The 15,423-nt window shown below is 58.7% G+C and carries 15 protein-coding genes; 7 read left to right on the top strand and 8 right to left on the bottom strand.

What is annotated here, in order from left to right; all coding sequences use genetic code 11:
- The first annotated feature begins 144 nt into the window (after positions 1 to 144).
- Genes paaA through galU form a run of 7 tightly spaced genes read left to right on the top strand, consistent with a single transcriptional unit; the run spans position 145 to position 5,915 of the window.
- Positions 145 to 1,119, top strand: a complete 975-nt coding sequence (paaA, locus tag DBR22_RS12860; RefSeq protein ID WP_108599344.1) for a 1,2-phenylacetyl-CoA epoxidase subunit PaaA — start codon at positions 145 to 147, stop codon at positions 1,117 to 1,119.
- Positions 1,116 to 1,505, top strand: coding sequence for a 1,2-phenylacetyl-CoA epoxidase subunit PaaB (gene paaB / locus DBR22_RS12855; protein ID WP_108599343.1), 390 nt, complete (start codon positions 1,116 to 1,118; stop codon positions 1,503 to 1,505). Before paaA ends, paaB begins: the two co-directional genes overlap by 4 nt.
- A 47-nt stretch (positions 1,506 to 1,552) precedes the next feature.
- The gene (paaC, locus tag DBR22_RS12850; RefSeq protein WP_108599346.1) at positions 1,553 to 2,407 is read left to right on the top strand and encodes a 1,2-phenylacetyl-CoA epoxidase subunit PaaC; all 855 of its coding nucleotides are present in this window, start codon (positions 1,553 to 1,555) and stop codon (positions 2,405 to 2,407) included.
- Positions 2,404 to 2,934: a 1,2-phenylacetyl-CoA epoxidase subunit PaaD gene (paaD, locus tag DBR22_RS12845; RefSeq protein ID WP_108599342.1), complete on the top strand. Its 531-nt coding sequence runs from the start codon at positions 2,404 to 2,406 to the stop codon at positions 2,932 to 2,934. The genes paaC and paaD overlap by 4 nt, the downstream gene beginning before the upstream one ends.
- An 11-nt stretch (positions 2,935 to 2,945) precedes the next feature.
- Complete coding sequence (gene paaE, locus DBR22_RS12840; RefSeq protein ID WP_108599341.1) at positions 2,946 to 4,172, top strand: 1,2-phenylacetyl-CoA epoxidase subunit PaaE; 1,227 nt, start codon at positions 2,946 to 2,948, stop codon at positions 4,170 to 4,172.
- 33 nt (positions 4,173 to 4,205) lie between these two features.
- Complete coding sequence (locus DBR22_RS12835) at positions 4,206 to 4,985, top strand: enoyl-CoA hydratase/isomerase family protein (RefSeq protein ID WP_108599340.1); 780 nt, start codon at positions 4,206 to 4,208, stop codon at positions 4,983 to 4,985.
- 39 nt (positions 4,986 to 5,024) lie between these two features.
- Positions 5,025 to 5,915 (top strand): UTP--glucose-1-phosphate uridylyltransferase GalU, encoded by an 891-nt coding sequence (gene galU / locus DBR22_RS12830; RefSeq protein WP_108599339.1) that lies wholly within the window; start codon positions 5,025 to 5,027, stop codon positions 5,913 to 5,915.
- An 11-nt stretch (positions 5,916 to 5,926) separates the two neighbouring features.
- Here the strand turns inward: galU and DBR22_RS12825 are convergent, their stop codons facing one another.
- The 8 genes from DBR22_RS12825 to DBR22_RS23590 all read right to left on the bottom strand — a co-directional run bounded on the left by DBR22_RS12825 (position 5,927) and on the right by DBR22_RS23590 (position 15,243).
- Positions 5,927 to 6,382, bottom strand: coding sequence for a VanZ family protein (locus DBR22_RS12825; RefSeq protein ID WP_258229184.1), 456 nt, complete (start codon positions 6,380 to 6,382; stop codon positions 5,927 to 5,929).
- A gap of 159 nt (positions 6,383 to 6,541) precedes the next feature.
- On the bottom strand, positions 6,542 to 7,171 hold the full coding sequence (locus DBR22_RS12820) for an LPXTG cell wall anchor domain-containing protein (RefSeq protein WP_108599338.1): 630 nt from the start codon (positions 7,169 to 7,171) through the stop codon (positions 6,542 to 6,544).
- A gap of 179 nt (positions 7,172 to 7,350) precedes the next feature.
- Entirely contained in the window at positions 7,351 to 9,219 is a 1,869-nt protein-coding gene (locus tag DBR22_RS12815; protein ID WP_108599337.1) for a DUF4012 domain-containing protein, read from the bottom strand.
- Positions 9,220 to 9,259: 40 nt separating this feature from the next.
- Positions 9,260 to 10,714, bottom strand: a complete 1,455-nt coding sequence (locus DBR22_RS12810; protein WP_258229183.1) for a sugar transferase — start codon at positions 10,712 to 10,714, stop codon at positions 9,260 to 9,262.
- A gap of 216 nt (positions 10,715 to 10,930) precedes the next feature.
- A complete protein-coding gene (locus tag DBR22_RS12805; protein ID WP_108599335.1) occupies positions 10,931 to 12,226 on the bottom strand; it encodes a flippase in 1,296 nt (431 codons plus the stop codon).
- Between the two features lie 128 nt (positions 12,227 to 12,354).
- The gene (locus DBR22_RS25235; RefSeq protein ID WP_108599334.1) at positions 12,355 to 12,939 is read right to left on the bottom strand and encodes an acyltransferase; all 585 of its coding nucleotides are present in this window, start codon (positions 12,937 to 12,939) and stop codon (positions 12,355 to 12,357) included.
- A gap of 118 nt (positions 12,940 to 13,057) precedes the next feature.
- Positions 13,058 to 14,164 (bottom strand): glycosyltransferase family 4 protein, encoded by a 1,107-nt coding sequence (locus DBR22_RS12795; RefSeq protein ID WP_108599333.1) that lies wholly within the window; start codon positions 14,162 to 14,164, stop codon positions 13,058 to 13,060.
- Positions 14,161 to 15,243 carry a hypothetical protein gene (locus tag DBR22_RS23590; RefSeq protein ID WP_181365162.1) on the bottom strand — a complete coding sequence of 361 codons (1,083 nt, stop codon included), beginning with the start codon at positions 15,241 to 15,243 and terminating at the stop codon, positions 14,161 to 14,163. The genes DBR22_RS12795 and DBR22_RS23590 overlap by 4 nt, the downstream gene beginning before the upstream one ends.
- Positions 15,244 to 15,423: the final 180 nt, after the last annotated feature.

Genomic DNA, 15,423 nt, shown 5'->3' with positions numbered 1-15,423 from the left:
TCCCCGAGCCGTTCTGCGTTCGCGGGAAGTGAGCGCGTCCCCGGAACTCAACCGCATTGCTTGACGCTTTCCGCGGCTTCCGCATATCCTGAACGAACGGTCGGTAAATAATTCAGTCCACGATGACCGTGCATAGGAGCAATCATGGAAGCCACCGCCCTGCGCGATGCCGAAGGCCAGGCCAACTTTGACCGTGTGATCGCCGACGATTCACGGATCGAACCCAAAGACTGGATGCCCCCGGCCTACCGCAAGACCCTGCTCCGGCAGATCTCCCAGCATGCCCACTCCGAGATCATCGGCATGCAGCCGGAAGCCAACTGGATTTCCCGCGCACCGAGCCTGAAGCGCAAGGCCATCCTCATGGCCAAGGTCCAGGACGAAGCCGGCCACGGCCTCTACCTCTACTCTGCGGCGGAGACCCTCGGCCAGAGCCGCGACGACATGATGGACGCGCTCATCGCCGGCAAGGCCCGCTACTCCTCCATCTTCAACTACCCCGCACGCACGTGGGCAGACATGGGAGCCATCGGCTGGATGGTGGACGGCGCCGCCATCGCCAACCAGGTGCCGCTGTGCCGCGCCTCCTACGGCCCCTACGGCCGCGCCATGGTCCGGGTCTGCAAGGAAGAGTCCTTCCACCAGCGCCAGGGTTTCGAGATCCTCCTGGAACTCGCCAACGGCACCCCGGAGCAGCGCGAGATGGCGCAGGACGCCGTGAACCGCTGGTACGCCCCGGCCCTGATGATGTTCGGCCCGCCGGATGACGATTCGCCCAACTCCAAGCAGTCCATGGCCTGGAACATCAAGCGCTTCAGCAATGATGAACTCCGCCACCGGTTCGTGGGCATGATGGCCGAGCAGGTCAAGGTCCTGGGCCTCAAGCTCCCGGATGACCAGATCCGCTTCAACGAAGAGACCAAGAAGTGGGAGCACGGCCCGCTGGACTGGGACGAGTTCCACGAGGTCCTGGCCGGCCGCGGTCCCTGCAACTCCCAGCGGCTGGAACGCCGGCGGGAAGCGCACGACGACGGCGCCTGGGTCCGCGAGGCAGCCGCCGCTTATGCGGCAAAACAGATGGCAAAAGAGTCAATGGAGACGAAGGAATACGCAGCATGAGCCCTCACGGCAACCCGGAAGTCCCGGCCAGCTCGGCCACCGAAATCAACCGCGAAGCGGAAAAAGTCAGCCCCCGGGTTGAGCCTGCCGAAGCACACACCAACCGGCAGGGCTGGGGCCTCTGGGAGGTCTTCGTCCGCTCCAGCCGCGGCCTGAGCCACGTCCACGCAGGCTCCCTGCACGCGCCGGACGCCGCCATGGCCCTGCGCAACGCCCGTGATCTGTACACCCGCCGGAACGAGGGTGTGTCCATCTGGGTGGTCCCGGCCGATGCCATCGCCGCCAGCGATCCCGATTCCAAGGGCGCGTTCTTCGAATCCCCCCAGGGCAAGGACTACCGCCACGCCACGTACTACACCAAGAGCGAAGGGGTGAAGCACCTGTGATCCCCGAAGCCACGGAAACGCACGGTCACGGCGATATCTCCACCGGAATGGGTGCCGGCGGCGGCGACGCCACTGCCAGCGCCACCCGCATCACGCCCGGCAACGCCCTGCGCCCCGAGGACATCGCGCTCGAGGTCCGCACCGGCCTGGCCAGGCCCACCGAGGACGTGGCCGAGTTCGCCCTCCGGGTAGGGGACGACGCCCTGATCCTGGCACAGCGGCTGGGCCATTGGATCTCCCGCGCCCCCGAGCTGGAAGAGGACATCGCCCTGGGCAACATCGCCCTGGACCAGCTGGGGCACGCCCGCTCCTTCCTCACGTACGCCGGCGGCGCCTGGGATAAAACCGAGGACGAGCTGGCGTACTTCCGCAGCGAAACCGAGTTCCGCTCCATCCAGATCTTCGAGCAGCCCAACGGCGACTTCGCGGCCACCATCGCCCGGCAGTTCGTGGTGAGCCACTACCAGTTCGAGCTGTACAGCAGGCTGACCAAGTCCACCGATGCCACGCTGGCCGCCATCGCCGCCAAGGCCGTGAAGGAAGTGGATTACCACCGGGACCACAGCGTCCAGTGGGTCCTCCGCCTGGCCGGTGGCACGGACGAATCCCGGCGCCGCATGAGCCACGGCCTGAAGCTGATGTGGCCGTACGTGGAAGAGCTCTTCCGCGACGACGAGCTGACCGCCAGCCTGGCTGAAACCGGCGCCGCTGTCCAGCCTTCCTCACTGCGCCCCGAGTTTGACCGGCTGATCGGCGCTGTCCTGGCGGAAGCGGAGCTTGAGGTTCCGGACGTTCCGGCTGCCCCCGGCGGCGGCCGTCAGGGCAAGCACTCCGAGCACCTCGGTTACATCCTCGCGGAGATGCAGGTGCTGGCCCGCGAGCATCCCGGAGCGAACTGGTGACCGCCGTGGCCATCGAGCAGGCAACGCAACGGAACGCCGCTGACCAGAAGGCGTGGGACATCGCGTCCACGGTCTGCGATCCGGAAATCCCTGTCCTCACCATCGCTGACCTGGGGATTCTCCGGGACGTACACGTAAAAGAGGACGGCAGGGTAAGGGTCACCATCACGCCCACGTACTCGGGCTGCCCGGCCATGGACGCCATCCGCGACGACCTCCAGACAGCCTTCAAAAAGGAGGGCTACACCGGCGTCGAGGTTGACCTGGTGCTCGCCCCGGCCTGGACCACGGACTGGATGACCGAGTCCGGCAAGGCCAAGCTCAACGAGTACGGCATCGCGCCGCCCACGGGCCGCTCGGACGCAGCACGGCACGCCGGGCCCATCCGGCTCACCATGGCAGTGAAATGCCCGCAGTGCGCCAGCCTGAACACCAAGGAACTCACCCGCTTCGGTTCCACATCCTGCAAGGCGCTGTACGTCTGCCAGGACTGCAAAGAACCGTTCGACTACTTCAAAGTCCTGTAAGGAAGCCCCCCATGCCTGTTGTCCGCCAGACCGCCGCAGAAACGGCGCAGGCCACCGGCCGCCGTCGTCCGTCCTTCCACACCCTCACCGTCGGCGAGGTGCGCCGGCTGACCGAGGATGCCATCGAGGTGACGTTCGCCGTCCCGCCGGCGCTCGCCGGCCAGTTCGACTACCTGCCCGGGCAGTACGTGGCCCTGCGCACCACGCTGCCGGATGAGACCGGCGAGCCGCACGAGGTGCGCCGCAGCTACTCCATCTGCGCCGAGCCGCGCAGCTTCCCGGACGGCAGCAGCGAGATCCGGGTGGCCGTGAAGAAGGACCTGGGCGGGCTGTTCTCCACCTGGGCCAACTCCGAGCTGAAGGCCGGGGACACCCTGGAGGTCATGAGCCCCATGGGTGCGTTTGTGTCCAAGCACGGCCGCGACGGCAAGCCGGTGGACCAGAACGTCATGAACTCCATGAACCACCCCGAGGATCTGGCGGGGGAGCCGGGCAGCTTTGTGGCCATCGCCGCGGGGTCCGGCATCACCCCGGTGATCGCGATCGCCCGCACCCTGCTGCACGCCCACCCGGAGACCCGGTTCGACCTGATCTACGCCAACAAGGCCGCCATGGACGTCATGTTCCTGGAGGAGCTGGCGGACCTGAAGGACAAGTACCCGCAGCGCCTGGCCATCCACCACGTGCTGTCCCGCGAGCAGCGGATCGCCCCGCTGCTTTCCGGCCGGATCGATTCCGAGAAGCTCCAGCAGCTCCTCGGCACCGCCATCCACGCGGACGATGTGGACGAGTGGTTCCTGTGCGGGCCGTTCGAGCTGGTGCAGCTGTGCCGGGACACCCTTGCCGAGCGCGGCGTGAAGCCCGAGCATGTCCGGTTCGAGCTGTTCACGTCCGGCAAGCCGGACCGTCCCGAGGGCAACGCCGGCCGTCCCGTGCTGGTGGACGAGTCCAAGGAGACGTACAAGATCACGTTCAAGCTGGACGGCCTGCAGGGTGAGGTGGCCAGCCCCACCCACGCCCGCGAATCCATCCTCAACGCCGCGTTGCGGGTCCGCCCGGACGTGCCGTTCGCGTGCGCCGGGGGAGTGTGCGGCACCTGCCGCGCCAAGCTGGTCACCGGCACCGTGAACATGGACGAAAACTATGCGCTGGAGCAGGATGAACTCGACAAGGGGTACGTGCTGACCTGCCAGAGCCACCCCACCAGCAAGGAAGTCACCGTCGACTTCGACGTCTAAGAAGACTCTCTTCGCCCAAGAACTAGGAGCCCCATGATTTCCCTCTCCATCGCCAACGGCGTCGCCGAAGTGGTCCTGAACGCCCCGCACAAGCTGAACTCGCTCGATGAGCAGGCGCTGGCGGATTTAACCCAGGCGTACGACGACGCCGCTGCCGCCGCCTCGCGAGGTGAGGTCCGGGCGCTGCTGCTCAGGGGAGAGGGCCGCGCCTTCTGCGCGGGGCGGGACATCCAGAACGTCACCCCGGAAAGCGACGACGCCCAGGCGTACCTGGAAGGGCTTGTGCAGCCGCTGCTGCAGAAGATGGCAGCATTCCCCGCCCCGACGTTCGCGGCGGCCCAGGGGGCCTGCCTGGGCGTGGGGCTGGGCCTCCTGCTGGCCACGGACGTGGTGTACGTGGCGGAGAACGCGAAGTTCGGCTCGCCGTTCGCGAAGCTGGGGGCAACGCTGGACTCGGGCGGGCACTGGTACTTCACGGAGCGGCTGGGCATGCACCGGACGCTGGACCTGATTTACACGGCCGAGCTCATCTCCGGCGGCGAAGCTGTAGCGCAGGGGATGTTCAGCCGGGCCATGCCCGCGAATGAACTTCTGGACAACACCCGGGAAATTGTGACCAAGGTGGCCACCGGCGCAACGGGTGCCTTCAAAGCGAGCAAGGAATTGGTGGCACACATCAGGGATCAGCGGCTGGGCCTGTGGGACGCCATGACGGAGGAGAACGCCGAGCAGGCCCGCCTCTGCAAGACCGATGACTATGCAGAGGGATTCCGCGCCTTCCAGGAGAAGCGTGAGCCAAAGTTTACGGGGTAGAAATTGCTATCTGCAGGGCTTGATTTGTAGGGTTCAGCTATGACAATGGGGAAATCTATTACTAAAGCCGTCATTCCTGCTGCCGGCCTGGGAACTCGCTTCCTGCCCGCCACCAAGGCGATGCCGAAGGAAATGCTGCCGGTGGTTGACCGCCCGGCCATCCAGTACGTGGTTGAGGAAGCCGTAAATGCGGGCCTGACCGACTTGCTGATGATCACGGGCCGCAACAAGCGCGCCCTCGAGGACCACTTCGACCGTGAGCCCGGCCTGGAGCAGGCGCTTGAAAAGAAGGGTGACCAGGGCCGCCTGGACCTGGTGCAGGAAGCGTCCGAGCTGGGCCCCATCCACTACGTCCGCCAGGGTGAGGCCAAGGGCCTGGGCCATGCGGTTCTGTGCGCTGCCCAGCACGTGGGGAACGAGCCCTTCGCGGTGCTGCTCGGTGATGACCTCATTGACGAGGCCGAGACCCTGCTGAGCACCATGATGGAGGTGCAGCAGAAGACCGGCGGTTCGGTCATCGCCCTCATCGAGGTGGATCCTGCCCAGATCAGCGCCTACGGCTGCGCAGACATCACCGCCATCGACGGCGAGGATTATGTCCGCGTGAACAGCCTCGTTGAGAAGCCCGCTGTGGGGGAGGCGCCCTCCAACCTGGCCGTCATCGGCCGGTACGTCCTGCACCCCTCGGTGTTCGGCGTCCTGGAGAACACGGAGCCGGGCCGCGGCGGGGAAATCCAGCTGACCGACGCTCTTCAGACTCTTGCTGCCGGCGAGGGCGAAGGCTCCGGCGTTTACGGCGTGGTGTTCAAGGGCCGCCGCTTTGATACGGGAGACAAGCTGAGCTACCTCAAGGCCGTCATCACGCTGGCGTCAGAGCGCGTGGAGTTCGGCGAAGACCTGAAGACCTGGATGAAGGGTTTCCTGGGCTAACTGCTGGTCTTCTAACGGCCTACGGGCCCGTCACCGAGAGGTCGGCGGGCCCGTAGCCGTTTAAGGGCCATGGCGGCCAGCAGGGCGCCTATGACAGCCCCTCCAGTATTTGTGACAAGATCCAGTGGGCTTGCAAGGCGGCTGTGAAGAAAGAGAAGCTGACCCAGTTCCATGAGCCCTGAGGCAGCCAACCCAAAAGCACCAATTTGCCACCATCGTTTATCAGCAAATGCCAAAGACGTCACAGCACCCAGCGGAATAAAGAGTGTGACGTTGGCAGACGCCTCAACGAATTCGTAATTGACCCAGCCAGGAACTCCGCGGGTATGGACGAATTTCAGGAGGGTGGCGAGCTGCCCTTGCACGGGCTGATCGACGGGACTGGGCCAATAAGCTACGAGCGCCAGAGGCACCAGCATGGCCACGAGGAAAGTGCGCCACAGCCTGGGGTTTTCGAGCTGTTTCAAGGCGTCCTCAGGAGGTTCGAGTCGGCGGCCTGCCATGGTGGTGTCCGCACCAACGGATCCCCATAGCTCTAATTGATACCACAGGTTAAATGCAGAGGGTGGGTGGTTCTCCGTTTCCGGAGAACCACCCACCCTCTTTGGTGTTAGTGCGTGGTGCGGTTACGCTGCTGCCTCGGTCTTGGCGCGGCGGCGAACTACTACAACAGAGGCTGCACCGGCGGCGAGTGCCCCGGCCCCAACCAAGGTCCAGAGGACCAGCCCGGAGTCAGCACCGGTGTTCGCCAAGGCAGTACCGGAGTTGGCGAGTGATGCAGGTGTTCCGTTATTGCCGCCTGCGTTAGAGCCGGCTGCACCGTTGTTGGCAAAGCCAGCAGCAACTACGACTCGGACCGGTCCTACGGTGTAGCCCGTCACGTCACTGGTAGCCGTGAGGACGTAGGATCCCGCTTCGTTGATAGTGACCGGCACAGAGAACTTGCCTTCGCCGTCAGCCTGGGTGGCCAGCGTCTGCGCTTCTAGGAAAACGCTGATCTTGCTGGAGAAAGACCGTCCGCCAGCAATGCTGGCGCCACCCGAAGCGGGTGCGTTACCTGGTGTGACGCGGATGGTGAGGGGCTGGTTTTGGAACGGACCCTGGCCGCTGAAGACGAACTGCTCACCCGGGCCGACGGTGCCGTCAGAAACAGCTGCCTGCGGCGGAATGGCCGGGTAGCGTGCTGCTACTGCCGGCGCTGAACCTACCAGAGCAAGAGATCCAGCGAGTGCGAGTGCTGCGAGTGCTTTTTTCATTGTTGTCCCCCCGGAGACGTTTAAGTTTTTGGTGTACCCGAATTGAGGAGGTTTCCTCTCCGCAAGAGACCTGTGCGGAAATCCCGGATAGATATCCCAAGAAAGACGTTACCATCCTCATCGAGTGGCCAGCAACGTGAGTACACACGGTTTACAAACTGTTAACGCGCCGTCTATAACTACTGGCCACAAGAGGCGGGCATTGTGGGCAGGATCACATCTTTGACATCTTGGACGGAAGGCGTGACAACGACGTTAGGAACGGTGTGCTGAACAATTTTGGAAAAAGTAAACTCCACAGTGCGGCTCTCCCCTGGTGCCAGCCGAATCGCCACAACACCGACAGGACGGTTGCTGTGGATGTAGGGTGCAAACTCCGTCTTTTGACCATCAAGTTGCGCGGTTTCGACGAGCGCTTGGGCTGGCCCGTAGGCCGTGATGTTCGTTTGCACATGCCCAGGAGGAACGCCGAAGATGCCAGCGCCGGTAACATAGCTTGGCAGTGAGGACGCTGAGTCGACAGGAGCAGTGTTCGTGCTCGTCACTCTGACGGTCGTCTGTGCATAGCCATCTTTAGGACATTCTTCGAACAGTTGAACGGTGCGCTTCACGTAATAATCCATCTTTGCGCCAGTCCCATCATTGAAGTAGATACCGAACTGTGCTGGTGAAACACTGGGCCCTGAAATCGAACCACTGAGCGGATACCTCTCGATTTGTGCCTGCTCATCTTTCCAGCCCGACCAGATCAATACTCGGCCTTCTTTCGCGGCCTTAGTAAGCCCTTCCAAGAGCCCCTTTGAGTCACCCTGTCCACTTGAGAGCGCCGAAAAAACTTCCTGGGACACGCCGGCGAAGTAGGCGTCTTGCTGCACAGGCTGTTCGATTCTGGCATAGACGTCTGACAGAAGCGTTTGCACGACATTGTTGCCGGTCAACTCCGTGGGCAATCCTCTGCTTGCCAATGCCAAAAGTTCGGGACTCGCAATCTTGACGGGACCTGTGGCCTGCAGGACATAACCAAGTGCAATGGGGTCGATTGATATGACGCCATCTACTCTTTCTCCTGATTCGTGTTCCCACATAGCTTGTGCTGTGCTTGCCGCCGTTGGGAAGTCCGGCGTGAGATTAACATCCTGGACAAATTTGCCCATGCGAGAGGAGTAGATTTGAAGCTGTTCAGGCTCCACTGTGAGGGCGGGCGACATAACCCCAATACCTCCGGTGCCGGTTTGCTGTCCCAGTGACAACCTGCCATCTTCCACTCTGAGGATTGCCAATGCACCAGGTATCCCTCCCGAGGCCCTGGATTCAGCGTTATTTTGAATCATGAGCAGGTACTCACGTGGTGAGTCCTCGCCGAGCATGGAGGGCACAAGGGTGGCAGCTGTGGCGGCGGCGTCAAGGCCGGCGCTTGTGGAATCGAGGCTCTGTCTGGCTTCAACAATTGGTTCACTAATTTGATGAAGAAGATCAGTGGTCTGGATATTGTGCAAGCGTTCCGCCGAGGAGCGGACGGCGTAGGCTGCAGATGCAATAACTGGCTGGGACTTACTTATGTCGGAGAGGCTTATCGCGCCGTCACGAGGAACTAAGGAACTGAAGTCGAATGACTCGAACACACTCACCAGTGGGCCAAGGCCAAGGTTTGCCACATCATCCGCGGCAGTCGCAACCTCGGCCACGGCTTGGAAGTTATGGCCCATCCAGGGGGCGGTGCCTGCAATTGTCCATATAGGACTTTGGGATGCTGCGCGAGCCTTGGAAGTATGTTCCTTCAACTTTTCGGCCAAGGGGCCGAGGGACGCTGCATCACCTAGTTGGATGTTGTCGCTTATTCGAGGCAGTAGGTCCTGGGAGGCCTGCAGTTCCGATTCTATTGTTTGCGCGGTCGCCGCCAGCAAGGCAACAAAAATGCTCGAGAACACCACGGCCAGCCCGACGACAGTTCCGGCTGCTGCGAATCGCCGTCGACGGGGATTTCGTCGCGACGATGGGCTCCGTCTTGAATGACTTTCCCTCTGCGTTTCTGGGGACTCGGCTTTCATTTTCTCCTTCGGGGTCAAAACCATTCTGGAAACAGCAGCCCTATACGGCACCTGTACTGGCAAAAACAGCTTTAAACGTTTTGAATAGAATTACGATGTCACCCGTCAGGGACCAGTTCTCTACGTAATAGAGGTCCAATCGGATACTCTCCTCCCAAGTTAGGTTAGAGCGACCGCTCACTTGCCATAATCCGCTCATTCCGGGACTAACGTACAGACGACGGTGTGCAGCATCGTCGTAAAGTGCAACCTCGCCTTCACGCTGAGGTCTTGGTCCGACTAGGCTCATGCTACCGCCGATTACGTTGAGTAATTGCGGCAACTCGTCAAGGGAGAACTTACGCAGAAACTGTCCAATTGGTGTAATTCTGGGGTCGTTATCCACTTTGAATAGCGGCTTTCCCGCGGACCCCTGACTTTCTAGAAGGGCAGCGAGCTCTGCATCGGCATCAACCCTCATGGATCTAAACTTTAACATTTTGAAAGTAGTGCCACGAAGCCCTATGCGCTCTTGCTGATAGAAAACAGATCCGGCACTAGTCATCTTGACAGCGAGGGCTACGGCCAAAAATATAGGACTTAGCAGCAGAACCAATAATCCGGCACCAGCGATGTCAAAAGTACGCTTGGCAACCTTTTTCCCGCCGGTTAATTTTGGAGTCGACACATGTATTAAAGGTAAGCCGGCTACGGGTTGCGTATGAATCCTCGGACCAGCTATGTCAGTCAAAGCGGGCGCCAAGATCATACCAATTTCTCTTGCGGCAAGCTCCCAGCCCAACTTTCTAAGATCCTCCGGATGCATGTTGACTCCGGCAGAAACAGCCACCGCGTCGACATCTGTGGCTATTATTACCGCGAGAATTGAATCGAAGTCACGTTCTATTCCTGTTACAGGAACGGCGAGACCCGGTAGGATTGCAGCGTCCGCATCAGCTCCGGGAAGATGCGCTGCGACGGGAACATATCCTGCAGTCGGCGCGCTCTGAAGCGAACGAATGAGATGCGCGGCTGAATGGGGGCCGCCAATGATCAACACTCTGGAGGCGCTCAGACCGCGGTTGCGTTCGAGTGCCAGGTGCTGCCGTACCATCCAACGTGCTGCCAGGAGGCCAAAGGCACCCGCTGGGAAGGCCAAGCCCACGAAACCGCGGGCGGTGTCAATACGGAGTGCGTAGGAAACGACCGCGACGAAACCAAACAGCCAGGCCGAGGACGCTATCACACGCTTGTACTCCTCTGAACCTGAGCCCAATACCCTAGGTTCCCGTGAGCCCCAAATGCCCAACATCATCCACCACGCGATTGCCAGAACTCCGGAAAGCAACAAGTAGTCGGCGTCTCGTACGTCGCCACTTCCAAGTTCAGAAAAACCGAAGCGAACGCCGAACGCACCTGCAACGGCCCAAATCACAACCCCGGCATCCAATATCCGCAGTCGCTGCGAGTAGCGTCGGCGCCATGTTCTGCTGGCGGTCAGTCTCTCAACTTCCACTCCCTGGTCGCCTTGACGCAACGTCCCCACATCCATTCCTTATCCGCTTCAGTTCTTGCCTGTTTGATGTTACTTGCGTAGCTGCGCTCACTTTTGACGCATGCTGGCGCCACAGTTTACGAAAGACCAAAGGATAGCCAGGAAACGATTCGACTGCCGCGATTATGACTTGACGCGTCCCAAGATTCCCAGCTACCCGAAACGGCAGCCGCAGTATCACTGTTCTTTGCCAATCAGCGCGTGCAGAGTCATCGATAAGACCAAAATTGCCTCAGCAATGACGACCGACCATGCCATGCCCAGGCCGCCCAGACTAGGCACCAGGAAAATCATACATATGATGCTGGATACAGCACTTAAGGTGACAAGAAGGTTGAATGCTCGCTGGCGGCCGCGAGCGAGCATCCATTGAATTCCCAGTACGTTGCTAGCGGCAACGAGGGGCAATGTTAGACAGAGGACCTGAAATATCGGGATGGTGCCTTCGTAGTTCGGCCCGAAGAATAAGGGAAGCAGGTAGGGGGACAATGCCATAGCCGCTACCCCGACAGCGGCGAAGGGCGTGGTTAATACGGCGAGGCTCACGAGCATGATTTTTTTCGCATGCAAAGGGTCCGAGGCATGGAGTCTACTTATTTTCGGAAACATGACCTGGCCGACCGGGACTATCAGGCTTTTCGCAGCTGAGGTGAGGCGGTCCGCATTGGCATAGTTGCCGGTCTCAATGCTGGATGACATCCCGCGAAGTACAGCTGTGCTGCCCACTGAGTAGATGGTGACCACCGCTCTGTACAGGAAAAGCGGAAATCCTTCAGCGAGTCCCGCCCTTGCACGACGTGTGCTTAGTGTCGGCCTACCCGAGCAGCGCATCAAACGAAGATAGTTAAGGATCGTCGCTAGGGCCGTTACAACCGATTGTGCCACCAGGACGAGAACCGCGTCCGCGGGTGTTCGAACGGCGATAAAGATCCACGCCGCACTGACAATCTTGGCTCCGACGTCAATAGTCACGGCAAGTTGCAGACGTTCCATTCCTTGAAAATACCAAATGGGCGACCAGCCCAATATAATGGCATAGAGAATCCCTACCAGGTACAAAGTGCCATTTTCTTGAAACGAAGGAACCACGACGTAGATTACGGTACCAATGAGCGCTGCTAAAATGCTTAGATACATCTTTGCAGTAACAACATCGCTGACAATTCTCTGAACCGCTGCAGGGCTATCTCTTTGGATACTCAGAGAGCGTGTCGCGGTATATTGGAAGCCATACTCTACAAGTATTGACATTGTTATTGCGAGCGCCTGGATTGCCGCCAGATGTCCCCATGCTGCGGGACCAAGAACGCGTGTAAGGAAGGGCATTGTCGCTAGAGGTACTGCCAGCGATGAGATCTGCAGAAGGACTAAAAGGCTGATGCTTCGCCCGGTTTTAGATCCCACTGGCTGTCCACGACGGCTTCTTCTTCTACGACCGGTCTCCGGCCGAACACTTTCGTTGGACTGATGCATATATCAAGGGTACCTATTCGTTGAGCAGTAACTTGATCCGGCTCGGCAGACCATAATAGAGTTTATAAAGCATTAACCAGAATAGGTCACTAAACGGGCGGTGCTTTCCAACGGTGCCAATACGGCGTTTATCTCGTAGCGCCGTATGCTGAGCCATCGTTTCGCTGGATCTGGCGCCACTGTTGGGATTTTGCATCATAAGTTTTGATGACCTTAGCCGGAACTCCAGCAACCATAGTTCGCGCCGAAATATCGGTCGTCACCACTGAATTCGCAGCAATTATTGCTCCGTCACCTATATTTACGGGCCCTACTACGACGACGTTATCGCCGAGCCAGCAATTCGATCCAATGAAGACATCACCTTGATTCCCTAACCGTCGTTCCGCAGGTGCAATGCTAGGATCACTCGAGCTGGTCCCGCGGTACTCACCGTGGGCGTGATCGCCGATAAAGACTGACGATCCAAATAGGCAGCAGTCTCCAATTGTGATGGTGCCTATGGCTGTGATGTGCAACCTGTCAGACGCCCTAAACGATTCGCCAATGCTTATCGAAGACTCATGGTTTTCGTCCGCGTAAGCCTGTATGGCCTCGATCCACACCGGACCATGAACTACGAAATCTGCACCTATCTTTACATTCCGAAGTCCTGATATTTGGCTTCCTAGAGGAAGCCGACCGCTGATGCCGTGTAGCCTAGCATTGATCATCTGCAGACCTCGAGATACGGTTCTTACCAAAATACGCAACGGGCCGATGATTATCCCATCATGATTGATGGCCTTACTTAGTCGCTTTAGCAAGCGTCCTCCTCTGGGTGACAGGGTTCTACAGACTGTTCGCCGCGATGATGCTGAGTGGACGCATCGGGTCTATTAACTGCTCTCGCTCGTACAAACGCCTCCGTCCTCGCTGAACGAGTTCTGCTCGGAGTGCGGTCGAGTCGAGAGTGCGAAGAATGGCCTCCGCCATGCTAACTACGTCGGTACTGGCGAAGAAAATAGCCGCGTCACCACAAGTCTCTCGAAGGGCAGGAATATCGGATGCGACCACGGGTGTTCCAGTGGCCATAGCCTCAAGGGGCGGAAGGCCGACGCCTTCATAAAGTGAAGGCATCACGAGGCATTTTGCTCCGGCGACTGTCGCGCGAAGCGAATTGAACGAAAGCGTTCCTGTCAGGTGGACGCGTGAGCCCAACCGCTTCACATGCTCGAAAACCATTGGATCCTGGTTTTTCACATTCTCAGCTCCACCAGCCAGCACGAGATCTACATTCGTTCTTTCCTTGATCAACTCAAAAGCATTTAAGAGTCCAACTAAGTTTTTGTGCCTTTTTACGTTACCCACGAACAAAATGTAATTCTTTGGGAGCTTCTTAGGACGATCAAAATCATCAATCTCTTGACTCCATGCGCGGTCTATGTGCATGGGCGCAATGTGTAAATTCGAAGATTCACCGAAATGACGGAATATCTCATCCCTAGTTGCCTCGGACGGAACGAAGACGCCACGACTACGTTGGAGAGCCAATCGGATCATAGACATGGCATATTTCTGTTTCAAGCCACCAGGTCCACCCTGTATCGCTGTCTTTGCATGCAACACATCGTGAATTGTAACGAAAGTGCTTTGGCCTGCTGACAGGACTGGATACGGATAGTGGGGAGTCCAAAATGCCTTGGGTCGAAGTCGTTTGAGTACCGACGTAAAGCCGACTTGTTCGGCGAGCGAGTACATTCCCGCGCGCTTTTGCGTTGTTTCGTAGACGTCAAGGTTGGGCGGTATGTCGCCAAGTTGGTCCGGTATACTCAGCAAAACCACCTTGAAGCCGTTCTTATTTGCCCACGGACCTAAGAGCTTGATCTGCTCTTTGCTGTATATCCCAATCCCGCTGGCGCGGACGTGGCGAGCATCGAAAAGTAGGTCGGTTCTCATCGGCGAACTTTGGAGGAAGCCAGCAGGCCAGCTCGAAGCTTGGAGGACACTGCCGGTAACCGCTTCTGCACAAACTTGAATTCATCGGGAAGTGCATACTTGGCAGCGAGAGCTATGTCAGCCAATGCAATTTTAGCTCCGCGCAGCTTTGAGCCCCGGCGCCATCGATCGAAGTCGGCTCGTTCTGCGTCTAAAAATGGACTGGGAAGGAGTGCTGCTTCATCCTCAAGAAGGTCCCGTCGGTAGGTTTTGCGAAGCCGTTTGGACAACCTGCGACCAGTACTGTCGACGTCATATGCATACTTTGGAGATGTTCCGAGACTGTCCCTCGCTGCCAGGAGCGCAAGAGCATACTTCCGTGAAAGAGCCCGGAACTCTTCGTTGACGCCCTCAGTGTCCCGGAGTGAAACGGACAATCTCACGCTAATCGCGTCAGGATCTAGGGGGTCGAAACCACTGAAGTGAACGAGTCGCAGCGGATGATGCGTGGAGGCAATCTGCAACTGGCCATCGGCTCTGACAACTTCGCGTTCGTGAAGATTCCAAGGACCGACGTTGTAGCCGGCGTGGCGCCAGGAATGTGCGTCAAAGAGGACCGCTCCGATGTCTGTCCATTTTTGGTCAACGAATATTGAAAGAAGGGGATAGATGAGACATTCTCGCCGAAGGTGTGACCACCACCAATTCAGAAAAGGGCGACTCGTCCTATCGAAGGCGCCAAAACCGAGATTGTGGACGCCGACGGTCAGGCTGTGAACCTCGGAAACTACCTCGGAACCCGGAGCGATCGGGCGGAGAAAATGGGGAGTAAATATCGTTCCATGTTGATCGATAACCTCGTCTAATTCAACAAGCGGGGTTACCAAGTATGTGTCCGGATCAAGATATGCGACACGATTGAATTCTTCGAGTAGCTTTAGGAAGAAAAGCGGCTTTATGGATGTTGAAAACTCAACCACATCATAGATCATGGCTAGATTTAGGATTTCTCGATCGTCCAGATCAAGGAAGTCTGTGCCAACTATGCGTAGGTTGGCTTCGGCGCTTTCGAGGTCTCGGCGATCTCCGTCGACGACCATGATCACAAGACTGATATCAGGAGAATGCTCCTGGATGCTCGCGTGTAAAGCGAGAGCTTGGGGGAGGTAATTTTGAGCTACCACCGTGCAATATATCGTCGAGGGACGTGTCATCGAAATATTATCCTTCTAAGAGTAAGAGTAAGAGTAAGAGTAAGAGTAAGAGTAAGAGTAAGAGTA

The sequence above is a fragment of the Arthrobacter sp. HMWF013 genome, assembly GCF_003061105.1.
GTDB lineage: Bacteria > Actinomycetota > Actinomycetes > Actinomycetales > Micrococcaceae > Arthrobacter.
Note: the sequence above shows the minus strand (reverse complement) of the source record. Positions and strands in the feature narration are given on the sequence as shown.